We start from the raw sequence: 22,681 nt of genomic DNA, 5'->3' as shown, positions 1-22,681 counted from the left end.
TTAACTCCTTAATTCCGCAATTTCATCTGCGGTCAGATAGCGGATCGGGCGGTCGCTGAGAATAAAAATTAGCCTGGCCGTTTCCTCCAGCTCTTCCATATTGTTGGCAGCTTCTTGCAGGCTTTCACCGCAAACCACTGGGCCATGATTTGCTAACAAAAAGGCCTGATGATTTGCTGCCAGTTCCGCCAGATCCTGTGCGATGCGTTTATCGCCCGGGCGATAATAGGGCACCAACGGGACGTTCCCCATCCGCATCACCACGTACGGTGTGAACGGACGAATAACGTTACTGCTGTCCAGCCCTTGAAGGCAGGAAAGTGCCGTCGACCACGTACTGTGCAAATGCACGACAGCTTTACAGCGCGGATTATTGCGATACAGCGCCAGATGAAAGAGCACTTCTTTTGAGGGTTTGTCACCACTTAGCCATTCGCCATCCGCGGTGACTTTGGAAAGCCGCTGCGGATCGAGATTACCCAGGCATGAACCTGTCGGCGTTGCCAGTAAATTCCCGTCAGGCAAAAGCAGCGACAGATTGCCAGCCGAACCGGTGGCATAGCCGCGCTGAAAGAACGAACTGGCAATCCGCGTCATCTCTTCTCGCAAAGACTGCTCTGCTTTTGCGAAATCGCTCATGGTAGAAACTCTCTTTGGGCTCGTGAAAAAAAGGCTTCGTCACCGAAATTGCCGGATTTAAGGGCCAGTGAGACAGGTTTATCCAGTGCGTTAACCCACGGCACACCGGGGGAAATTGTTGGGCCAATATGGAACCCTTTTATGCCCAGACTCTGCGTGACCACTCCGGAAGTTTCACCGCCTGCGACAATAAAACGCGTTACACCTTCCGCCGCTAACCTGGCAGCCAGTAGCGAAAACAGCGCTTCCACTGCCTGGCTGGCTTTTTGTGCGCCATATTGCTGTTGAATAGCGGCCAGCGCGTCGGTGCTGGCGGTGGCAAAAACCAGCGGAGCAAGTTCACTTTCCTGACTCAGAACCCATTTCGCCAGTTCGTGTGTATAAGCGACCAGTGTTTCTGTTGTGAGACAACGTGCCACATCAACTTCACGGGCTGGCGCCATCTGACGGTAATGTGCCACCTGGCAATTGGTCATTTGTGAGCATGAACCGGAGAGCACTACGCCGCGCCCTGCGAGTGGACGCCCTGCTTCGCGTGCCTGGTTACCGTTTTCTTGCGCCCACTGCCGGGCCAGACCTATCGCAAGGCCAGAACCGCCGGTTACTAATGGGGCATCACGCAAGGCTTCACCCTGAATTTCCAGATGGCGTTCGGTCAGGGCATCAAGCACCGCGTAGCGATAGCCTTCTTGCTGTAAACGGGCCAGTTCCTGACGCATGGCTTCCACACCTTTTTCGAGAATATGCGCCGAAACGACGCCGCAGCGCCCTGTGGATTGTGCTTCAACCAGACGCGGAAGGTAGCTGTCGGTCATAGGATTTACTGGATGATGCCGCATCCCGGATTCGGCCAGCAGTTGATTCATCACGAACAAATAACCCTGATAAACCGTGCGCCCGTTGACTGGCAGAGCCGGGGAAAAGACCGTAAACGGCGTGTCGAGTGCATCCATTAATGCATCAGTCACCGGGCCGATATTGCCTTTCTCAGTACTGTCGAAAGTGGAGCAGTATTTGAAGTAGACTTGTTTGCAACCTTGTTGTTGCAACCAGCGCAGAGCCGCCAGCGATTGCTGTGTGGCTTCTGCCACCGGGCAGGAGCGAGTTTTCAGACTGATCACAACGGCATCGATTGCTTCCGGCATTTCCCCTGTCGGGACACCGTTGATTTGCACCGTTGGCAGACTATTTTCCACCAGAAAACTGGCGATATCCGTCGCGCCGGTAAAATCATCAGCGATAACGCCAATCCTGATCATGATTTCGCTCCCGGTAGAGTGATGCCAGAGAAAATCTTGATGACTGCGCTGTCGTCTTCTTTTCCGTAACCTGCGTTGCTGGCGCTGGTGAACATATTCAACGCTGTTGAGGCCAACGGCAGCGGAAAGTGCAGGGCTTTAGCAGTATCAGCAACCAGCCCGAGATCCTTCACAAAAATATCTACGGCAGAATGCGGGGTGTAATCGCCATCCACCACATGGCGCATCCGGTTTTCGAACATCCACGAATTTCCGGCGGCATTGGTTACGACGTCATACATTACATCCAGTGGGATCCCCGCACGGGCAGCAAGCGCCATCGCTTCGGCCCCGGCAGCAATATGCACGCCAGCTAACAACTGGTGGATAATTTTTACTGTCGAACCCAGACCCGGCTCTGCACCAATGCGATAAACTTTTCCGGCGACGGCTTCCAGCACGGGGGTCAGGCGTTCAAAGGCAAGATCACTACCGGAGGCCATAACGGTCATTTCACCGTTAGCGGCTTTTACCGCGCCACCAGAAACTGGCGCATCCAGCATTTCCAGATCGAACGCAGCCAGAGCAGTGGCAATTTCCTGCGCATCAGCACTGGCGATAGTGGAAGAAACCATTACAGCCGTGCCGGGTTTCAGATGCTGTGCAACGCCTTTATCACCAAACAGTACTTGTTTGACCTGGGCCGCATTTACCACCAGCACCAGCAGAGCATCCAGTTTTTCGGCAAACGTCGCGGCGTTATCGGAAACCCCGCAAGCGCCAGCCTCTTTCAGCGTAGCGCAGGCATTGGCGTTCAGGTCTGCGCCCCAGGTAGAAAGACCCGCGCGGACACACGACAGCGCCGCTCCCATCCCCATTGACCCTAAACCAACGATACCGACATGAAACTCAGATCCCGTTTTCATCTGCTCTCCTTGTTAATTTAAGTGATATTTTGTTTGATGTTGTGAATATAAGCGCCAGGCGATAACGATATGGTGAGCTGATTCACAAAAATTAACATGATGTGTTATTTTATGTGAACTAAGCGATAGTTGCGTTGCGCACGTTTCGCAGGCAAATAGCGTAGAATGTCCGCAGGACAAAGGAAGGAGCAAAAGTTGATACCCGTAGAGCGTCGCCAAATCATCCTTGAGATGGTAGCTGAAAAAGGCATTGTCAGTATTGCTGAACTGACGGACAGAATGAATGTGTCACATATGACCATTCGTCGGGATTTGCAAAAACTGGAGCAGCAGGGCGCTGTTGTGTTGGTGTCCGGAGGTGTCCAGTCGCCGGGACGTGTGGCGCATGAACCTTCTCACCAGGTAAAAACTGCGCTGGCAATGACGCAAAAAGCGGCTATTGGCAAGCTGGCGGCAAGTCTCGTTCAGCCGGGGAGTTGTATCTATCTGGATGCGGGAACGACCACGTTAGCGATTGCACAGCATTTGATTCACATGGAGCCACTCACTGTAGTCACCAACGATTTCGTTATCGCAAACTACTTGCTCGACAACAGTAATTGCACAATTATTCACACTGGTGGTGCAGTTTGTCGGGAAAACCGTTCCTGTGTCGGAGAAGCCGCCGCGACCATGCTGCGCAGCTTGATGATTGATCAGGCTTTTATTTCTGCATCGTCATGGAGTGTGCGGGGGATCTCTACGCCAGCGGAAGATAAAGTCACGGTGAAACGGGCGATTGCCAGTGCCAGCCGCCAGCGGATTCTGGTCTGTGATGCCACGAAATATGGTCAGGTGGCGACATGGCTGGCGTTACCGTTAAGTGAGTTTGATCAGATCATTACTGACGGCGGTCTGCCGGAAAGCGCCAGCCGCACGCTGGCGAAGCTTGATCTCTCTTTGCTGCTGGCGAAAAACGAATAATGGCCTGAAATAAAACCGGGATACTCATGCTTCACAGAGGAAGCATGAGATTACTTTATTTTATAAAACGATAACCGTCCGCTTTTCGGTGAGCCGGTATCAATATAAATCTGGTTAGCGAACGTCTGAATGTTATCAAACATCATATGACCAAAGATAAAGCGGTCGGCACCGTTTATTTTTTGTGATTCGCCTTTAAGCGATTTCTGCACGCGATCAACAGGCCAGAGTAATTCACTTTCCGCTATTTCTTTACCAAACTGATATTTATCTCCTGGGTAATCCGCATGTGCGATGATATATTTTATATTATCGTTATCTAATTCAATAATATGGGGAAGATGATGAAAACGAAGCAACAGATCTATTGCCTCTTTTTGTTCCGTCTTATTTAAATCGAAAAACCAGTCACCGCCACTGGCCAGCCACATATTGCCATCGCCAGTCGCGAATGCATCAAGAGCCATCGCTTCGTGGTTGCCTTTAACAGAGGTAAACCAGGGATGGTTTAACAGGCGTAGTACGTTAAGACTCTCCGCCCCACGATCAATATTATCGCCTGTAGAAATAAGTAAGTCTGTTTCGGGACAAAAAGATAATTGATGTAAGCGGGATTGTAATAATTGATAGTCACCATGAATATCACCAACGGCCCATATATGGCGATAGTTATGAGCATCAATTTTTTGATAGCGGGTGGTAGACATTTGCATAGACTCAAAATTATAGCAATGTATTATTATACCCGACCAGAGTGTCGAAGTCTTTGGAGTAATAAATTACAAAAGGATGTTTTAAGATGCTTAGATATTTTTATGCTTTCCTGTTAGCTTTCTGTTTTTTTACATCTAATGTACAAGCTGCTTCTATAGAAGAAATAAATCGTTTTGAAAAACTTATAACTGAAGGTGATGTAGTTAAGTGTACAACAGATTTCAGTGTGACGGAGAATAACGAAAAATATCAACTTAGCATTTTGGGAATAATGAAAGTCATTTACTCGGTAGAAAATGAAAAACGCTACCACACGACACAATATTATCGTTTAAATGGTTCCACAATATCCTTTGTCCGCCATGAGATGGATATCATTGTTACTCATGAAAAATCGAAGATAAAAGAAGAGATTGTACCTGACAGTGTAAAGGTATTTTATCCGTTAGCACCAGAGCAAGAAGCGATCTTAGCAGAAGCTGCACGGAAAACTGCCCCCGTGTTTATTGATCATGAGGATATCACATTTACGACATTTCCTGATTACCAGGTGAAAGTGAAATATCCCTCTATTTCAGATGTGGTGACTCAGTATTGCCGGGTGCAAATGAAAAAGTAGTGAATCAACCCGACGGCATAGTGCCGTCGGGAATATCAGGTTTACACCAGACTCTTCAACCGATAAATCCACTCCAGCGCCTGACGCGGGGTCAGTGAATCTGGATCGAGATTTTCCAGTGCTTCGACTGCTGGTGAGGTTTCTTCCGGTAATGACAGCAAAGACATCTGCGTACCATCAACCTGCGTAGCGGCCGCATTAGGTGAAATGCTCTCCAGCTCACGCAGTTTCTGCCGCGCGCGCTTGATTACCTCTTTTGGTACGCCCGCCAGCGCAGCAACCGCCAGACCGTAGCTCTTACTTGCCGCGCCGTCCTGCACACTGTGCATAAAGGCAATCGTGTCGCCGTGCTCCAGTGCATCAAGATGCACGTTCGCCACGCCTTCCATTTTCTCTGGTAGCTGTGTCAGTTCGAAATAGTGGGTGGCAAACAGTGTCAACGCTTTAATCTTATTCGCCAGATTTTCCGCACACGCCCACGCCAGCGACAGACCATCGTAAGTGGACGTCCCGCGACCAATCTCATCCATCAACACCAGACTGTACTCGGTGGCATTATGCAGAATATTGGCGGTTTCGGTCATTTCCACCATAAAGGTTGAACGCCCGGAAGCCAGATCATCCGCCGCGCCGACGCGGGTGAAGATACGGTCAATCGGACCAATTTCCACGCTTTGTGCCGGTACATAACTGCCGATATAGGCCATCAGCGCAATCAACGCGGTCTGGCGCATATAGGTACTTTTACCGCCCATGTTCGGACCGGTAATGATCAACATGCGGCGCTGTGGCGACAGATTCAGCGGGTTAGCGATAAACGGCTCATTCAGTACCTGTTCAACCACCGGATGGCGACCTTCGGTAATGCGAATACCGGGTTTATCAATAAAGGTCGGGCAGGTGTAGTTCAGGGTATAGGCACGTTCTGCCAGGTTAACCAGCACGTCGAGTTCTGCCAGTGCGCTCGCACTCTGTTGCAACGCTTCCAGATGCGGCAGCAGCAGGTCAAACAACTCTTCATAAAGCTGTTTTTCCAGCGCCAGTGCTTTGCCTTTTGAGGTGAGGACTTTGTCTTCGTACTCTTTCAGCTCCGGAATAATGTAGCGTTCAGCGTTTTTCAGCGTCTGGCGGCGCATGTAGTTAATCGGTGCCAGATGGCTTTGCCCACGGCTGATTTGAATGTAATAGCCGTGCACCGCGTTAAAACCAACTTTCAGCGTGTCCAGGCCGGTACGTTCACGCTCGCGGACTTCCAGACGCTCCAGATAATCGGTCGCGCCGTCAGCCAGCGCGCGCCACTCATCCAGCTCTTCGTTATAGCCCGGTGCGATAACACCACCGTCGCGCACCAGTACCGGCGGCGTGTCGATGATTGCCCGTTCCAGCAGATCGCGCAGTTCGGCAAATTCGCCCATTTTCTCACGCAGCGCCTGTACCGGTGCACTATCGACAGTTTCTAACTGTGCGCGCAGTTCCGGCAGTTGCTGGAAGGCGTGACGCATGCGAGCAAGATCGCGTGGGCGAGCGGTACGTAACGCCAGTCGTGCCAGAATACGCTCCAGATCGCCCACCTGCCGCAGTACCGGCTGTAATTCGGCGGTGAAATCCTGCAATGCGCCGATGGTCTGCTGGCGCTCAAGCAACACGCGGGTGTCGCGCACTGGCATATGTAGCCAGCGTTTCAGCATACGGCTACCCATCGGCGTGACGGTGCAGTCAAGCACGGAAGCCAGCGTATTTTCCGCGCTACCCGCCAGATTCTGGGTGATTTCCAGATTACGGCGCGTCGCAGCATCCATAATGATGCTGTCCTGCTCGCGTTCCATCGTGATAGAGCGGATATGTGGCAAGGTTGTGCGCTGGGTATCTTTTGCATACTGCAACAGGCAACCAGCGGCACAAAGACCGCGTGACGCATTTTCAACACCAAAACCTACCAGATCGCGCGTGCCAAATTGCAGGTTTAACTGCTGGCGCGCGGTGTCGATTTCAAACTCCCACAGCGGGCGACGTCGCAGGCCGCGACGACCTTCAATTAACGACATTTCAGCAAAATCTTCTGCGTACAGCAGTTCCGCCGGATTGGTGCGTTGCAGTTCTGCTGCCATCGTTTCGCGGTCAGCCGGTTCGCTCAGACGAAAACGCCCGGAACTGATATCCAGCGTCGCGTAACCGAAACCTTTACTGTCCTGCCAGATAGCCGCCAGCAGGTTGTCCTGGCGCTCCTGCAACAGGGCTTCATCGCTGATAGTACCCGGCGTGACGATACGGACAACTTTGCGCTCAACGGGCCCTTTGCTGGTCGCCGGATCGCCAATCTGTTCACAAATAGCGACGGATTCGCCCTGATTTACCAGTTTGGCAAGATAGTTTTCTACCGCGTGATAGGGGATACCTGCCATCGGGATTGGCTCACCCGCGGAAGCGCCACGTTTAGTCAGCGAAATATCCAGCAGTTGCGACGCCCGTTTCGCGTCGTCATAAAACAGCTCGTAAAAGTCACCCATCCGGTAGAACAGCAGGATCTCCGGATGCTGTGCTTTCAGCTTGAGATACTGCTGCATCATAGGCGTATGGGCTTCGAAATTTTCTATTACACTCATGGAGTTAGGTCCGGTTCCCTGATGTTAAATGTGGTGTGATGGTTTTTATTTTCGTTGTAATCACATAAGGCGCACATGATACCGGAGTTAATCATTTCAGGGGAAGACGCGAACGGTGAGTTCTTGATGCTGGTTCCGGGAAAGATGCTGTTTTGCAGCTTTTGCGTGTTGATTATGAAAACATTGCGTTGGTTGAAGAAACCTCCTCCTTCAGAGCCATAGTCCCCTTTAAAATTAAGTTGTAATATAAATGCACCTTAAGAGTGTGGAGGCAGCATGTCCGGCAAGCGTATCTCTCGTGAAAAACTGACGATTAAAAAAATGATCGATCTTTATCAAGCGAAATGCCCGCAGGCGTCAGCGGAGCCGGAGCATTACGAGGCGTTGTTTGCTTATGCGCAAAAACGGCTGGATAAATGTGTGTTTGGCGAAGAGAAACCGGCCTGTAAGCAGTGTCCGGTGCACTGTTATCAGCCTGCGAAGCGTGAAGAGATGAAGCAGATTATGCGTTGGGCGGGGCCGCGAATGCTGTGGCGTCATCCGATCTTAACCGTGCGTCATCTGATTGATGACAAGCGTCCGGTGCCGGAACTGCCAGAAAAATATCGCCCGAAGAAATAAATTTGCCGGAGGAGTTTATATTCCCCGGCAAATACGGCGCTTACGCTTTGGTCGCAATCAGGATTGCTGATGCCTTGATCAACGCAATAACGCGCGAGCCAGCGGTGAGTTTCATCTCATCCTGGCTTTCATTTGTTACCACCGCCACAATTTCAAAACCCGCATCCGTTTTGATATGGACAGTGGCATTCACTGCGCCTTCGGTGATTTTCGACACACTGCCAGCAAACTGGTTGCGAGCGGAGAATTTCAGTCCACAGTCTTCCGTTGCCAGCGTTACCCACGGGGCTTTAATCAGGGCAATCGCTTCTTTCCCTTTTGCCAGACCCAGGGCTTGCTGACTGCTGTGGGTCACAATCGCCACCAGCTTAGCGCCACCTGCCAGCGTCAGTTCTACTTCATCATTCACCGCGCCCATTGCTACTGCGCTAACGGTTCCGGTTAATTGATTTCTTGCTGAAACTGCCATACTGCCTCCTTTCATTGAATGTTGACTGAGTATAACTAAATCTGTCAAACCAATGCCGCTTTATCAATTCCCAGCCGTTTCATCCGTGACAGCAGGGTGGTGCGTTTTAGCCCCAGACGTTGTGCAGCTCCTTTCGGCCCCGCAACTACACCATTGGTCTCTTTCAGTACACGGACAATCAGTTGATATTCATCTTCACCTTCCTGGGCGACGACCGTCGCGGCAGGCGGCGTTTCAGGTTCCGGTAGTGAGATATCGGGTAAAGAGAGTTGTAGAACGTTACCGCGAGTCAGCAGCACCGCGCGCTCAATGACATTTTCCAGTTCGCGGACGTTACCCGGCCATTCCATGTTGCTCAATATGCGCAGAGTCTCGGCTGGAATACTGTCAATATTGCGCCCCAGACGGCGGGCTATTTTGAAGGTGAAGGCTTTCGCCAGCAGCGGAATATCTTCCGGACGCTCGCGTAGCGGTGGCAGATGAATCGGGAAGACATTCAGGCGGTAATAGAGATCGCTACGGAACTCACGGTCAGCGACCATTTTTTTCAGATCGCGGTTAGTCGCGGCGATTAAACGCACGTCCGTCTGAATAATTTTGTTGCTGCCGAGGCGTTCAAACTCCTGTTCCTGCAACACGCGCAGTAGCTTCGGCTGTAACTCCAGCGGCATATCACCCACTTCATCGAGGAACAGCGAGCTTTTATCCGCCAGTTCAAAACGACCGATGCGCTGGGTGCTGGCACCAGTAAAGGCGCCACGCTCATGACCAAACAGATCGCTTTCCAGCAATCCGGCAGGCATGGCGGCGCAGTTCATTTTCACCATTCGACGACCGTTTCGCTCACTCAGATTGTGAATTGCGCGGGCTATCAGCTCTTTTCCTGTGCCAGTTTCACCAAGAATGAGTACGGTGCTGTCGCTTTGCGCCACCATCTCAACCTGTTTGAGCACGCTATACATGGCTTCGCTGCGACCAATAATCTCGCCAAATTCACTATCCACATTGTTGAGTTGTTCTGTCAGGGCGAGGTTTTCATCAACCAGCCGCTCTTTCAGACGGTGGATTTCCTGGTAGGCAAGAGCATTATCCACGGCAATCGCCACACGTTCGGCAATCTGGCGCAGTAAACTCAGGTTGGTGGTGGTAAAGGTTTTCTCTTCACACTGTGCCAGTTTCAATACGCCCAGCATGGTATTACCAGACATCAATGGTAGCAGGCACAACGTCTGGATCTGGTTTCCCCAGGTGTCGAACAGCATGCGTTCGTAGGGGGCTAAATCATCTCGTTCGTGGAGATTAATCAGCAGCATCTCTTTGCTTTTAAATACGCGCTCGGTGAGGGTTCCGGCCTCATCAACTTCACTCTGTTCGTGAGTGGGATGCTGTTTATCAAGATAATGAGTGGAGTAAACGTTGAGTTTGTTTTTACGATGACTGCGTAAGACGATACTGATATCGTCGATATCGAAGTAGTAGTGGATCTCTTTCGCCACTTCGCTGACCAGTTCGTCCATGTCCAGGCGGGAGAGTACCGCATTGGTGATGGCGACCAGAATGCGGAAGTTATCCCGTTCCCGACATAACAGTTCGTAGTCGACGTTGTTGATGACGCGGCTCTGAATTTGCTCGGTGACAACAGAAACAATCTGCGTAAATGTTTGCAGGCGATTGAACTCTTTTTCGCTCCACGGGCGATCGTCATAACGAATAAATTCACAGCCACCAAAAATATGCCCTTCCGCTGCCTGTGGCATCAGGCAATAGTGACCAAATTTGGGATATAAACCGCTTGTGGCCAGTTGTGGCCAGGTTTCACAAAATTCTTCGTAGCTGCAATGCAGCGTATCAGGACGCGACAAAATGCTGCGCACCGGCCCATGCGCCAGAACGGTTTCGTCTTCGTATTTTATTGGGGTTTCTTTGTCACGCGACGCGTAATAAGTCGCACGTTGAGTCTGCGCTTGCCACAACACAATCGCCGCGTTGTCAGCGAGCGCAGAACGCTTTACCTGTTGCGAAAGAGCCTCACACAGCGAGGCCAGATCGGGCTGCTGCAATAGTGTCCGAGTGATGTCGAACAACCCTTGTTGCCCGAGATCACTCATCGGTGTATACGACATGTTGTTCTTCCAGGAAAGCACCGCTAAGCGGTGCAAAAGGTAAATGACAAATTAAAGGAGCTTTAGATTTTTATTAGCATATACGAGGCAGCGGTTCGGCGTGTGGTAGATCGAGAGTTCGTTTCACACCATAAAGCCCTGCAAGACGAACACCTTTACGTTCCACCACTTCACCAATTAACGCAGCATCCTGTCCCAGTGGATGGGAATGCAGCGCCGCCAACACTTGCTCTGCCGCGTTACGCTCTACGGCGATCACCAGCTTGCCTTCGTTGGCAAAGTTGAGGGCATCCAGTCCCAGCAGTTCGCAAACGCCGCGCACGGCAGGTTTAACCGGCAGTGCAGCTTCTGAAAGTTCAATACCGCAACCGCAGGCTGCCGCGAATTCATGAACCACCGCGTTCACTCCACCGCGGGTGGCATCGCGCAGCGCCTTCACGCCGGGAATGTCACGCAGTGTCTGAATCAGAGGCGTCAGCACTGCACAGTCGCTGACCAGTTCGCCATCCAGCCCCAGTTGCTCACGCAGGTTAAGGATAGTTGCACCGTGGTCACCGAGCGTACCGCTAACCAGCAATACATCGCCTGCGGTCAGAGTTTGTGCGCCCCAGTGAATATTCGCCGGGATTGCGCCCATTCCTGCGGTGTTGATAAACAATTTGTCTGCAGCACCGCGTTGTACCACTTTGGTATCGCCAGTCACAATGGCAATGCCAGCCGCGCGGGCGGTTTCTGCCATGCTGGTGACGACCGCTTTTAGCGTCTCCATCGGCAACCCTTCTTCAAGGATAAAACCACAGGAGAGATAACGTGGAATTGCGCCGCTGACCGCAACGTCATTCGCCGTACCACAAATCGCCAGCTTGCCAATATTGCCACCAGGGAAGAATAGCGGGTCAATGACGTAGCTGTCGGTGGAGAAGGCCAGACGGTCGCCTTCCGCCACCAGTTGCGCCAGGTCAAGACGTGCCTGATCTTCCTGTTCCGCCAGCCACGGATTGGCAAAAGCTTCCATAAACAGGCTATTGATTAATTGCTGCATCGCCTGGCCGCCGCTGCCGTGGGCGAGTTGGATATTATTCACGCTTCACTCTCCTGCTGACGATACTGATACCACGCTGCACAGGCTCCTTCGGAGGAAACCATCAGCGCACCGAACGCGGTTTGAGGATTACAGGTGTTCCCAAATAACGGGCATTGATGCGGCTTACATTTGCCCGTCAATACTTCGCCACAGCGCGCGCGCGGATCATCGCAAACCTGCTGCGGAGCCGGGCGGAAATGCGCTTCAGCGTCAAACCGCTGATAGTCCGGCGTCAGGTGCACGCCAGAAGATTCAATCACGCCCAGTCCGCGCCATTCGCTGTCACCGTTAACGCAGAACACATCAGCAATCGCCTGTTGCGCCAGCAGATTACCGGCATCAGGTACTACCCGGCGATACTGATTCTCTACCTTGCTGTGAGCCGCTATTTTCTGCTCTACCAGCATCACTACGCCTTGTAGTAGATCAAGTGGTTCGAATCCAGCGACCACCAGCGGACGATGAAAATCGCTGGCGATAAAATTATAGGCGTCGGTGCCGATAACCATACTGACGTGGCCCGGCGCGAGGAACGCATCAATGCCATTGTCGGGTTGTTCCAGCAAACTGCGCAGAGTCGGGATCAGCGTAATGTGCTGGCAGAAGAAGTAAAAGTTCTGCACATCGCGGGCTTTCGCCTGTTGCAGAGTGATGGCGGTGGTCGGCATGGTGGTTTCAAACCCTAAGCCGAAGAACACCACTTTGCGGGTTGGGTTCTCCTGCGCCAGTTTCAACGCATCCATTGGTGAGTAGACAATACGCACATCGGCACCGCGCGCTTTTGCCTGTAGCAGCGACCCCTGTTTACCGGGTACGCGCATGGCGTCACCAAAGGTACAGAAGATGACTTCCGGATGGCTGGCAATTTCTACGCAAGTGTCGATTCTGCCCATCGGCAGTACGCACACCGGGCAACCCGGACCGTGGATAAACTCAACGTTTTCCGGCAGCAACTGGTCGAGACCGAATTTAAAGATGGCGTGGGTATGGCCGCCGCATACTTCCATAATGCGCAGTGGGCGCTCGGCGGTGTAAGAGAGATGTGAAGCACGTTCGCGCAGATGTTCAATTAACTGCATCACCTGTTCCGGCGCGCGATATTCATCAACAAAACGCATTATTTTTCCTCGCCATACAACAGCGCGCCGACATCCGGCTCAACGTCAAACATATTTTGTAAGGCGTCGAGGGTGTCGCGCGCTTCGGCTTCATTAATTACGCTCATGGCAAAGCCAACGTGAACCAGTACCCACTGACCCACGCGTGGCTGACCGTTTTCATCGCAACTGCCGACTAACGTTAAATCGACATCGCGTTGAATGCCGCAGATGTCGACCTTCGCCTGGTTGCCGTCAATGGTGCGAATCTGGCCGGGAACGCCTATGCACATCGCTGTGTCTCCAGCCAGTTCAACCACTGGTCCATCCCTTCGCCGCTGGTGGCGGAAATCAGGATGATTTCAATTTCTGGATTGACTTCGCGGGCGCAGGCGATGCATTTCTCAACGTCGAAATTGAGATACGGCAGCAGATCAACTTTGTTGAGCAACATCAGCGAGGCAGCGGCAAACATATGCGGATATTTCAGAGGCTTATCTTCACCCTCAGTGACCGAGAGCACCGCCACTTTGTGTTTTTCACCGAGATCGAAGCTGGCCGGGCATACAAGATTGCCAACGTTTTCGATAAACAGAATACCGTTATCGTCTAATGGCAGACGCGGTGCGGCGTCGGCAATCATCTGTGCGTCGAGATGGCAGCCTTTACCGGTGTTTACCTGAATTGCCGGTGTGCCGGTAGCGCGAATGCGCGCGGCGTCGTTAACTGTCTGCTGGTCACCTTCGATAACCGCACACGGAACGCTATCTTTCAGGCGCATTAAGGTTTCGGTCAGCAGCGTGGTTTTACCGGAACCAGGGCTGGAAACCAGGTTTAACACCAGTTGGTTGCGGGCAGCAAAGCGTGCGCGATTGCGTTCAGCCAGACGGTTATTTTTGTCCAGCACGTCAATTTCCACTTCCAGCATCCGGCGCTGGCTCATGCCCGGCGCGTGAGTGCCAGCTTCTCCGTGACCGTAATGCAGGTCGCCTTCTTCAGTCTGGCTGGGGGTAAATTCAGGCGCTTTAATGCCGGTGATTTTCATTTTCGGGCGTGCTGCCGGGGCAAAAGGCGCGCTACGAAACGCGGAATGAGGGTTATGTTCATCACCCTCGATATACAGGTTGCCTTCACCGCAACCGCATGTTGTACACATCGCTCACTCCTGGTCTATTTCTATCCGCCGAATCTGTAAACCGTCGTCTGCCACAATGCGCAGCATGTCGCCATGACACTGTGGACAGCGGCGGACGCGCTGGGTCAGTAGCGTCACATACTGTTGGCATGTTTCACACCAGCATTCGGCCTCTTGTTCTTCGAGGTGCAGTTTACAACCTTCCGCCACGCTGCCGCGGCAAACCAGATCAAAACAAAAGGCAAGAGAGCTGGTTTCGACACAAGAAAATGCGCCAATTTTGAGCCAGACCCCAGTTACGCGTTTTGCGCCATGCTTTGCGGCCTGCTGTTCGATCAATTCCAGTGCCCGTTGGCAGAGGGTTATTTCGTGCATATCGCCTCCCATTAACTATTGCCAGCTATAAGCAATAATTGTGCCAGCGTTGATTATCGCTGCGGTGAATAATGTCGATGATGTCGAAATGACACGTCGACACGGCGTCGAAATTCAGTGGAATCATAAAAAATACTTAAATAACAATAGATTAAAAATTGGCACAAAAAATGCTTGAGGGCAGGCATCTCTGTTAAACGGGTAACCTGACAATGACTATTTGGGAAATAAGCGAGAAAGCCGATTACATCGCACAGCGGCATCGTCGCCTACAGGACCAGTGGCATATTTACTGCAATTCGCTGGTTCAGGGGATCACGTTATCAAAAGCGCGTTTGCATCACGCTATGAGCTGCGCGCCAGATAAAGAACTCTGTTTCGTTCTTTTTGAGCATTTTCGAATTTACGTCACCCTCGGGGATGGTTTTAACAGCCACACCATCGAGTACTACGTTGAAACGAAAGACGGCGAAGATAAACAGCAGATTGCACAGGCTCAGTTGGGCATTGACGGCATGATTGATGGCAAGGTCAACATCCGCAATCGCGAACAAGTGCTGGAACACTATCTCGAAAAAATCGCTGGCGTTTACGACAGCTTATACACCGCCATTGAAAACAATACCCCGGTGAATTTAAGCCAACTGGTAAAGGGACAAAGCTCGGCAGCATGAGTTGAGGCTTTGCCTGTGTTGCAGGCGTCATGCCTGTTTGGGGATGGGCGTGTCGATGAGTGTCGAAAATGACATTTCATCGGCATGTTTTCGTCAAAAATGACAATCACCTGAGGAATGCCTGGTGAATCGTTTTGTAATTGCTGACTCCACGCTCTGTATCGGCTGCCACACCTGTGAAGCAGCCTGTTCAGAGACGCATCGCCAGCACGGCCTGCAATCTATGCCGCGCCTGCGAGTGATGCTGAATGATAAAGAATCTGCACCGCAGCTTTGCCATCACTGCGAAGATGCGCCCTGTGCGGTGGTCTGCCCGGTTAACGCTATCACCCGCGTTGATGGCGCAGTCCAGCTTAATGAAAGTCTGTGCGTAAGCTGCAAACTGTGCGGCATTGCCTGTCCGTTTGGCGCAATCGAATTTTCCGGCAGCCGTCCGCTGGATATTCCGGCAAACGCCAATACCGCGAAAGCGCCACCGGCACCGCCTGCTCCGGCGCGTGTCAGCACGTTGCTTGACTGGGTGCCGGGTATTCGCGCAATCGCCGTCAAATGTGACCTCTGTAGTTTTGATGAACAAGGTCCGGCCTGCGTGCGGATGTGCCCGACCAAAGCCCTGCATCTGGTGGATAACACCGATATCGCCCGCGTCAGCAAGCGTAAGCGTGAGCTGACTTTTAACACGGACTTTGGCGATCTCACCTTGTTTCAGCAGGCTCAAAGTGGAGAGGCTAAATGAGCGCAATTTCACTGATCAATAGCGGCGTGGCGTGGTTTGCCGCCGCCGCTGTTCTGGCATTTCTCTTTTCTTTTCATAAGGCGCTAAGTGGCTGGATTGCCGGGATTGGCGGCGCGGTCGGTAGCCTGTACACGGCTGCTGCAGGGTTCACCGTGCTGACTGGCGCGGTCGGCGTGAGCGGTGCGCTGTCGCTGGTGAGTTTTGATATCCAAATTTCCCCGCTTAACGCGATTTGGCTGATTACCCTTGGTCTGTGCGGCCTGTTTGTCAGCCTCTACAACATTGACTGGCATCGCCATGCGCAGGTGAAATGCAACGGCTTGCAGATCAATATGTTGATGGCTGCCGCCGTGTGCGCTGTCATCGCCAGTAACCTGGGCATGTTCGTGGTAATGGCTGAAATCATGGCCCTGTGCGCGGTGTTCCTCACCAGTAATAGCAAAGAGGGCAAACTGTGGTTTGCGCTGGGGCGTCTTGGCACTTTGCTGCTGGCGATCGCTTGCTGGCTGGTGTGGCAGCGTTATGGCACGCTGGATTTGCGCCTGTTGGATATGCGCGTGCAACAACTGCCGCTCGGTTCCGATATCTGGCTGCTTGGCGTGATTGGCTTTGGCCTGCTGGCCGGGATTATCCCACTGCATGGTTGGGTGCCGCAGGCTCATGCCAACGCCTCTGCGCCAGCGGCAGCGCTGTTTTCCACAGTAGTGATGAAAATTGGCCTGCTGGGTATTTTAACTCTGTCGCTGCTGGGGGGTAACGCACCGCTGTGGTGGGGGATTGCGCTGCTGGTGCTCGGCATGATCACCGCGTTCGTCGGCGGTCTGTATGCACTGATGGAGCACAATATCCAGCGTCTGCTGGCTTACCACACGCTGGAAAATATCGGCATTATCCTGCTGGGGCTGGGCGCTGGTGTAACGGGTATCGCGCTTGAACAACCGGCGCTGATTGCCCTTGGCCTGGTCGGTGGTCTGTACCATCTGCTTAACCATAGCCTGTTCAAAAGCGTACTGTTCCTCGGTGCGGGTAGCGTCTGGTTCCGTACTGGTCATCGCGATATCGAAAAACTGGGCGGAATTGGCAAGAAAATGCCGGTTATCTCCATCGCCATGTTAGTCGGGCTGATGGCAATGGCGGCGCTGCCGCCGCTGAACGGGTTTGCCGGTGAATGGGTTATCTATCAATCCTTCTTCAAACTGAGCAATAGCGGCGCGTTTGTTGCCCGTCTGCTGGGGCCGCTGCTCGCTGTGGGTCTGGCAATTACCGGTGCGCTGGCGGTGATGTGTATGGCGAAAGTCTATGGCGTAACCTTCCTCGGCGCACCGCGTACCAAAGAAGCCGAAAACGCCACCTGTGCGCCGATCCTGATGAGCGTAAGTGTGGTGGCACTGGCGATTTGCTGCGTGATTGGCGGTGTTGCTGCGCCGTGGCTGCTGCCGATGCTGTCTGCTGCTGTACCTCTGCCGCTGGAGCCTGCTAACACCACCGTTTCTCAACCGATGATCACGTTGCTGCTGATTGCCTGCCCGCTGCTGCCATTCATCATTATGGCGATTTGCAAAGGCGACCGTCTGCAGTCACGTTCCCGTGGCGCGGCATGGGTGTGTGGCTATGACCACGAAAAATCAATGGTGATTACTGCTCACGGTTTTGCCATGCCGGTGAAACAGGCGTTTGCGCCGGTGCTGAAACTGCGCAAAGTGCTGAATCCGGTGTCGCTGGTGCCGGGCTGGCAGAGCGAGGGAAGTGCGTTGCTGTTCCGCCGGATGGCGCTGGTTGAACTGGCGGTACTGGTGGTGATTATTGTTTCACGAGGAGCCTGAGAATGAGTGTTTTGTATCCGTTAATTCAGGCGCTGGTGTTATTTGCCGTTGCGCCGCTGCTCTCCGGTATTACCCGCGTGGCGCGCGCCCGTCTGCATAACCGTCGCGGACCAGGCGTGCTGCAGGAGTATCGCGACATTATCAAACTGCTGGGTCGCCAGAGCGTTGGCCCGGATGCCTCTGGCTGGGTGTTTCGCCTGACGCCGTATGTGATGGTGGGCGTCATGCTGACTATCGCCACTGCGTTACCGGTAGTGACCGTCGGTTCTCCGCTGCCGCAACTGGGTGATTTGATCACCTTACTGTATCTCTTCGCTATCGCGCGTTTCTTCTTTGCCATTTCCGGTCTGGATACCGGTAGCCCGTTTACCGCTATCGGCGCGAGCCGTGAAGCGATGCTGGGTGTGCTGGTTGAGCCGATGCTGCTGCTTGGGCTGTGGGTCGCCGCACAGGTTGCCGGTTCCACCAACATCAGCAACATCACCGACACCGTTTATCACTGGCCGCTGAGCCAAAGTATTCCACTGGTGCTGGCGCTCTGCGCCTGTGCATTCGCCACCTTTATCGAAATGGGCAAACTGCCGTTCGACCTGGCGGAAGCCGAGCAGGAGTTGCAGGAAGGGCCGCTCTCTGAATACAGCGGTAGCGGCTTTGGCGTAATGAAATGGGGTATCAGCCTGAAACAACTGGTGGTGTTGCAGATGTTCGTCGGGGTGTTTATCCCGTGGGGACAAATGGAAACCTTCACCGCCGGTGGGCTGCTGCTGGCATTGGTGATTGCCATCGTCAAACTGGTGGTCGGTGTACTGGTTATCGCGCTATTCGAAAACAGCATGGCCCGTCTGCGTCTTGATATTACTCCGCGCATGACCTGGGCTGGTTTTGGCTTTGCATTTTTAGCGTTCGTCTCCTTGCTGGCGGCGTGATTAAAGAGAGTTTGAGCATGTCTGAAGAAAAATTAGGTCAACATTATCTCGCCGCGCTGAATGAGGCATTTCCGGGCGTCGTGCTGGACCACGCCTGGCAGACCAAAGATCAGCTTACCGTTACCGTAAAGGTGAACTACCTGCCGGAAGTGGTGGAGTTTCTCTACTACAAACAGGGTGGCTGGCTGTCGGTGCTGTTTGGTAACGACGAGCGCAAACTGAATGGCCATTATGCCGTTTACTACGTGCTGTCGATGGAGAAGGGCACCAGGTGCTGGATAACCGTGCGTGTCGAAGTTGACGCCAACAAACCAGAATATCCGTCCGTGACGCCGCGCGTTCCGGCGGCGGTGTGGGGCGAGCGTGAAGTGCGCGATATGTACGGTTTGATTCCGGTTGGCCTGCCGGATGAACGTCGTCTGGTGCTGCCGGATGACTGGCCGGATGAACTCTACCCGCTGCGTAAAGACAGCATGGATTATCGTCAGCGTCCGGCACCGACCACCGATGCTGAAACCTACGAGTTCATCAACGAACTGGGTGATAAGAAAAATAACGTTGTACCGATTGGTCCGCTACATGTCACTTCTGACGAACCGGGGCACTTCCGTCTGTTCGTCGATGGTGAAAACATTATCGACGCCGACTACCGCCTGTTCTACGTCCATCGTGGCATGGAAAAACTGGCGGAAACCCGCATGGGTTATAACGAAGTGACGTTCCTCTCTGACCGTGTTTGCGGGATCTGCGGCTTCGCCCACAGCACCGCCTACACCACGTCGGTGGAAAACGCGATGGGCATTCAGGTACCAGAGCGTGCGCAGATGATCCGCGCCATTCTGCTGGAAGTGGAACGTCTGCACTCGCATCTGCTCAACCTCGGCCTTGCCTGCCACTTTACTGGCTTTGACTCCGGCTTTATGCAGTTCTTCCGCGTGCGCGAATCCTCCATGAAAATGGCGGAGATCCTCACCGGGGCGCGTAAAACTTACGGTCTGAACTTGATCGGCGGGATTCGTCGCGATCTACTGAAAGATGACATGATCCAGACCCGCCAACTGGCGCAGCAAATGCGTCGTGAAGTGCGGGAACTGGTGGATGTGCTGCTGAGTACGCCAAACATGGAACAGCGCACCGTCGGAATTGGTCGTCTTGATCCAGAAATCGCCCGCGACTTCAGTAACGTTGGGCCGATGGTTCGCGCCAGCGGCCACGCTCGTGATACCCGTGCCGATCACCCGTTTGTTGGTTATGGCTTGCTGCCGATGGAAGTACACAGCGAACAGGGTTGTGACGTTATTTCGCGCCTGAAAGTGCGTATCAACGAAGTCTTTACTTCGCTCAATATGATCGACTACGGCCTGGATAACTTGCCAGGTGGCCCGCTGGCGGTGGAAGGATTCACCTATATTCCACACCGTTTTGCGTTGGGCTTTGCCGAAGCGCCGCGTGGTGATGATATTCACTGGAGCATGACCGGCGACAACCAGAAGCTGTACCGCTGGCGCTGCCGCGCGGCAACCTACGCTAACTGGCCGACCCTGCGCTATATGCTGCGTGGCAACACCGTTTCTGATGCACCGCTGATTATCGGTAGCCTCGACCCTTGCTACTCCTGTACCGACCGCATGACCGTGGTCGATGTGCGTAAGAAGAAGAGCAAAGTGGTGCCGTACAAAGAACTTGAGCGCTACAGCATTGAGCGTAAAAACTCGCCGCTGAAATAAGGAATCGCCATGTTTACCTTTATCAAAAAAGTCATCAAAACCGGCACGGCGACCTCGTCTTATCCGCTGGAGCCGATTGCGGTTGATAAAAACTTCCGTGGTAAGCCAGAGCAGAACCCGCAGCAGTGCATCGGCTGTGCGGCCTGTGTCAATGCCTGCCCGTCAAACGCCTTAACGGTTGAAACCGACCTCGCCACTGGTGAGCTGGCGTGGCAGTTCAATCTTGGTCGTTGCATCTTCTGTGGCCGCTGCGAAGAAGTCTGCCCGACAGCGGCGATTAAACTGTCGCAAGAGTACGAACTGGCAGTGTGGAAGAAAGAAGACTTCCTGCAACAGTCCCGTTTCGCGCTGTGCAACTGCCGCGTCTGCAATCGTCCTTTCGCCGTACAGAAAGAGATCGACTACGCCATTGCGCTGCTTAAGCACAACGGCGACAGCCGCGCGGAAAACCACCGCGAAAGCTTTGAGACTTGCCCGGAATGTAAGCGCCAGAAATGCCTGGTGCCGTCCGACCGTATTGAACTGACTCGCCATATGAAAGAGGCCATCTGATGAGCAATTTATTAGGCCCCCGTGACGCCAACGGCATTCCGGTCCCGATGACGGTGGATGAATCCATCGCCAGCATGAAGGCGTCGTTACTGAAAAAAATCAAACGTTCTGCCTACGTTTACCGCGTGGACTGTGGCGGCTGTAACGGCTGTGAAATCGAAATTTTTGCCACGCTTTCGCCGCTGTTCGATGCAGAACGCTTCGGCATTAAAGTCGTTCCGTCCCCGCGTCATGCGGATATTTTGCTATTTACCGGCGCGGTCACCCGTGCAATGCGATCCCCTGCGCTGCGTGCGTGGCAGTCCGCGCCGGACCCGAAAATCTGTATCTCCTACGGTGCCTGCGGTAACAGCGGCGGCATTTTTCACGATCTCTACTGCGTGTGGGGCGGTACAGATAAAATCGTCCCGGTGGATGTCTACATTCCGGGTTGCCCGCCAACGCCTGCCGCCACGCTGTACGGCTTTGCGATGGCGCTCGGTTTGCTGGAACAGAAAATCCACGCCCGTGGCCCCGGCGAACTGGATGAACAACCAGCAGAAATCCTGCACCCGGAAATGGTGCAGCCGCTGCGCGTAAAAGTGGATCGCGAAGCGCGCCGCCTGGCGGGTTACCGTTACGGTCGCCAGATTGCTGATGATTTCCTGACGCAGTTAGGGCAGGGCGAAGAGCAGGTTGCACGCTGGCTGGAGGCGGAAAACGATCCGCGTCTGAACGAGATTGTCAGCCATCTGAATCATGTTGTTGAAGAGGCGCGTATCCGATGAGTGAAAAGGTGGTGTTCAGTCAACTGAGCCGTAAATTTATTGATGAGAACGATGCCACGCCTTCTGAGGCGCAGCAGGTGGTCTATTACAGCCTGGCGATTGGTCACCACCTTGGGGTTATCGATTGCCTGGAAGCGGCGCTTACCTGCCCGTGGGATGAATACCTGGCATGGATTGCGACACTGGAGGCGGGCAGCGAAGCCCGCCGAAAAATGGAAGGCGTGCCGAAATACGGTGAGATCGTCATCGACATTAACCATGTGCCGATGCTGGCCAATGCATTCGATAAAGCCCGGGCAGCGCAAACTTCGCAGCAGAAGGAATGGAGTACAATGCTGTTAAGTATGCTGCATGATATTCATCAGGAAAACGCCATCTATTTGATGGTGAGGAGATTGCGTGACTGACGTTTTACTTTGTGTTGGCAATAGCATGATGGGCGATGATGGCGCGGGCCCGTTGCTGGCAGAAAAGTGCGCCGCCGCGCCGAAAGGTAACTGGGTGGTGATTGACGGCGGTAGCGCACCGGAAAACGACATTGTCGCCATCCGCGAGCTGCGCCCGACACGACTGCTGATTGTCGACGCCACTGATATGGGGCTAAACCCCGGCGAGATCCGCATCATCGACCCGGATGACATCGCTGAGATGTTTATGATGACGACCCATAACATGCCGTTGAATTACCTTATCGACCAATTGAAAGAAGATATTGGCGAAGTGATTTTCCTCGGCATCCAGCCGGATATCGTCGGCTTTTACTACCCGATGACCCAGCCGATTAAAGATGCGGTGGAAACCGTTTATCAACGGCTGGAAGGCTGGGAAGGAAACGGCGGATTTGCGCAGTTAGCGGCGGAAGAAGAGTAG

Annotated in this window: 24 protein-coding genes and 1 pseudogene; 13 read left to right on the top strand and 12 right to left on the bottom strand. The window is 53.2% G+C overall.

The genetic code is table 11. The features are described 5' to 3' along the window. From otnC to ltnD, 3 genes are read right to left on the bottom strand one after another with little or no spacing between them, the layout of a single operon-like run. Positions 1–639 (bottom strand): 3-oxo-tetronate 4-phosphate decarboxylase, encoded by a 639-nt coding sequence (gene otnC, locus C0K55_RS14450; RefSeq protein ID WP_001278988.1) that lies wholly within the window; start codon positions 637–639, stop codon positions 1–3. Further along, entirely contained in the window at positions 636–1,898 is a 1,263-nt protein-coding gene (otnK, locus tag C0K55_RS14445; RefSeq protein WP_061090683.1) for a 3-oxo-tetronate kinase, read from the bottom strand. The genes otnC and otnK overlap by 4 nt, the downstream gene beginning before the upstream one ends. Next, positions 1,895–2,803: an L-threonate dehydrogenase gene (gene ltnD / locus C0K55_RS14440; protein ID WP_000847962.1), complete on the bottom strand. Its 909-nt coding sequence runs from the start codon at positions 2,801–2,803 to the stop codon at positions 1,895–1,897. Before ltnD ends, otnK begins: the two co-directional genes overlap by 4 nt. Before the next feature lie 195 nt (positions 2,804–2,998). Here ltnD and ygbI point away from each other — a divergent pair, with 195 nt between their 5' ends. Further along, positions 2,999–3,766, top strand: a complete 768-nt coding sequence (ygbI, locus tag C0K55_RS14435) for a DNA-binding transcriptional repressor YgbI (RefSeq protein WP_016249120.1) — start codon at positions 2,999–3,001, stop codon at positions 3,764–3,766. A gap of 50 nt (positions 3,767–3,816) precedes the next feature. Here the strand turns inward: ygbI and pphB are convergent, their stop codons facing one another. Next, the gene (pphB, locus tag C0K55_RS14430) at positions 3,817–4,473 is read right to left on the bottom strand and encodes a protein-serine/threonine phosphatase (RefSeq protein WP_016249119.1); all 657 of its coding nucleotides are present in this window, start codon (positions 4,471–4,473) and stop codon (positions 3,817–3,819) included. 92 nt (positions 4,474–4,565) lie between these two features. Here pphB and C0K55_RS14425 point away from each other — a divergent pair, with 92 nt between their 5' ends. Further along, entirely contained in the window at positions 4,566–5,099 is a 534-nt protein-coding gene (locus tag C0K55_RS14425) for a hypothetical protein (RefSeq protein WP_016249118.1), read from the top strand. A gap of 41 nt (positions 5,100–5,140) precedes the next feature. On the opposite strand, the gene mutS is transcribed toward C0K55_RS14425, so the two are convergent. Beyond that, a complete protein-coding gene (gene mutS, locus C0K55_RS14420; protein ID WP_105266366.1) occupies positions 5,141–7,702 on the bottom strand; it encodes a DNA mismatch repair protein MutS in 2,562 nt (853 codons plus the stop codon). Positions 7,703–7,777: 75 nt separating this feature from the next. On the opposite strand from mutS, the pseudogene C0K55_RS26205 reads away from it, so the two are divergent. After that, positions 7,778–7,947: pseudogene (locus tag C0K55_RS26205) on the top strand (hypothetical protein). 31 nt (positions 7,948–7,978) lie between these two features. Further along, positions 7,979–8,323, top strand: a complete 345-nt coding sequence (locus C0K55_RS14415) for a nitrous oxide-stimulated promoter family protein (protein WP_000015482.1) — start codon at positions 7,979–7,981, stop codon at positions 8,321–8,323. A 40-nt stretch (positions 8,324–8,363) separates the two neighbouring features. Here the strand turns inward: C0K55_RS14415 and C0K55_RS14410 are convergent, their stop codons facing one another. The 7 genes from C0K55_RS14410 to hypA form a co-directional block, all read right to left on the bottom strand. Then, positions 8,364–8,792 carry a TOBE domain-containing protein gene (locus tag C0K55_RS14410; RefSeq protein ID WP_001516948.1) on the bottom strand — a complete coding sequence of 143 codons (429 nt, stop codon included), beginning with the start codon at positions 8,790–8,792 and terminating at the stop codon, positions 8,364–8,366. A gap of 44 nt (positions 8,793–8,836) precedes the next feature. Beyond that, positions 8,837–10,915 (bottom strand): formate hydrogenlyase transcriptional activator FlhA, encoded by a 2,079-nt coding sequence (gene flhA / locus C0K55_RS14405; protein WP_105266367.1) that lies wholly within the window; start codon positions 10,913–10,915, stop codon positions 8,837–8,839. Between the two features lie 73 nt (positions 10,916–10,988). Next, a complete protein-coding gene (gene hypE, locus C0K55_RS14400; protein ID WP_001059917.1) occupies positions 10,989–11,999 on the bottom strand; it encodes a hydrogenase maturation carbamoyl dehydratase HypE in 1,011 nt (336 codons plus the stop codon). Next, positions 11,996–13,117, bottom strand: coding sequence for a hydrogenase formation protein HypD (gene hypD / locus C0K55_RS14395; RefSeq protein ID WP_001212982.1), 1,122 nt, complete (start codon positions 13,115–13,117; stop codon positions 11,996–11,998). Before hypD ends, hypE begins: the two co-directional genes overlap by 4 nt. Continuing rightward, positions 13,117–13,389 (bottom strand): hydrogenase 3 maturation protein HypC, encoded by a 273-nt coding sequence (gene hypC / locus C0K55_RS14390; protein ID WP_000334875.1) that lies wholly within the window; start codon positions 13,387–13,389, stop codon positions 13,117–13,119. The genes hypD and hypC overlap by 1 nt, the downstream gene beginning before the upstream one ends. Continuing rightward, positions 13,380–14,252: a hydrogenase nickel incorporation protein HypB gene (hypB, locus tag C0K55_RS14385; RefSeq protein WP_000337678.1), complete on the bottom strand. Its 873-nt coding sequence runs from the start codon at positions 14,250–14,252 to the stop codon at positions 13,380–13,382. The genes hypC and hypB overlap by 10 nt, the downstream gene beginning before the upstream one ends. A gap of 3 nt (positions 14,253–14,255) precedes the next feature. Continuing rightward, entirely contained in the window at positions 14,256–14,606 is a 351-nt protein-coding gene (gene hypA, locus C0K55_RS14380; protein ID WP_001516945.1) for a hydrogenase maturation nickel metallochaperone HypA, read from the bottom strand. A 212-nt stretch (positions 14,607–14,818) separates the two neighbouring features. On the opposite strand from hypA, the gene hycA reads away from it, so the two are divergent. The 9 genes from hycA (at position 14,819) to hycI (ending at position 22,681) form a co-directional block, all read left to right on the top strand. Next, positions 14,819–15,280 (top strand): formate hydrogenlyase regulator HycA, encoded by a 462-nt coding sequence (hycA, locus tag C0K55_RS14375; protein WP_000158067.1) that lies wholly within the window; start codon positions 14,819–14,821, stop codon positions 15,278–15,280. Between the two features lie 124 nt (positions 15,281–15,404). Continuing rightward, on the top strand, positions 15,405–16,016 hold the full coding sequence (hycB, locus tag C0K55_RS14370) for a formate hydrogenlyase subunit HycB (protein WP_001079169.1): 612 nt from the start codon (positions 15,405–15,407) through the stop codon (positions 16,014–16,016). Beyond that, positions 16,013–17,839: a formate hydrogenlyase subunit 3 gene (gene hycC / locus C0K55_RS14365; RefSeq protein ID WP_105266368.1), complete on the top strand. Its 1,827-nt coding sequence runs from the start codon at positions 16,013–16,015 to the stop codon at positions 17,837–17,839. The genes hycB and hycC overlap by 4 nt, the downstream gene beginning before the upstream one ends. Before the next feature lie 2 nt (positions 17,840–17,841). Then, entirely contained in the window at positions 17,842–18,765 is a 924-nt protein-coding gene (hycD, locus tag C0K55_RS14360; RefSeq protein WP_001516944.1) for a formate hydrogenlyase subunit HycD, read from the top strand. Between the two features lie 17 nt (positions 18,766–18,782). Then, on the top strand, positions 18,783–20,492 hold the full coding sequence (gene hycE / locus C0K55_RS14355) for a formate hydrogenlyase subunit HycE (RefSeq protein ID WP_001288146.1): 1,710 nt from the start codon (positions 18,783–18,785) through the stop codon (positions 20,490–20,492). A 9-nt stretch (positions 20,493–20,501) separates the two neighbouring features. Further along, positions 20,502–21,044, top strand: coding sequence for a formate hydrogenlyase subunit HycF (hycF, locus tag C0K55_RS14350; protein WP_000493799.1), 543 nt, complete (start codon positions 20,502–20,504; stop codon positions 21,042–21,044). Continuing rightward, positions 21,044–21,811 (top strand): formate hydrogenlyase subunit HycG, encoded by a 768-nt coding sequence (gene hycG / locus C0K55_RS14345; protein WP_000067394.1) that lies wholly within the window; start codon positions 21,044–21,046, stop codon positions 21,809–21,811. Before hycF ends, hycG begins: the two co-directional genes overlap by 1 nt. Next, on the top strand, positions 21,808–22,218 hold the full coding sequence (hycH, locus tag C0K55_RS14340; protein WP_001291934.1) for a formate hydrogenlyase assembly protein HycH: 411 nt from the start codon (positions 21,808–21,810) through the stop codon (positions 22,216–22,218). Before hycG ends, hycH begins: the two co-directional genes overlap by 4 nt. Beyond that, on the top strand, positions 22,211–22,681 hold the full coding sequence (hycI, locus tag C0K55_RS14335) for a hydrogenase maturation peptidase HycI (protein ID WP_000132959.1): 471 nt from the start codon (positions 22,211–22,213) through the stop codon (positions 22,679–22,681). Before hycH ends, hycI begins: the two co-directional genes overlap by 8 nt.

It is taken from the genome of Escherichia sp. MOD1-EC6098 (assembly GCF_002965865.1).
Classification (GTDB): Bacteria; Pseudomonadota; Gammaproteobacteria; order Enterobacterales; family Enterobacteriaceae; genus Escherichia; species Escherichia marmotae.
This window is presented reverse-complemented; position numbering and strand designations above follow the sequence as displayed.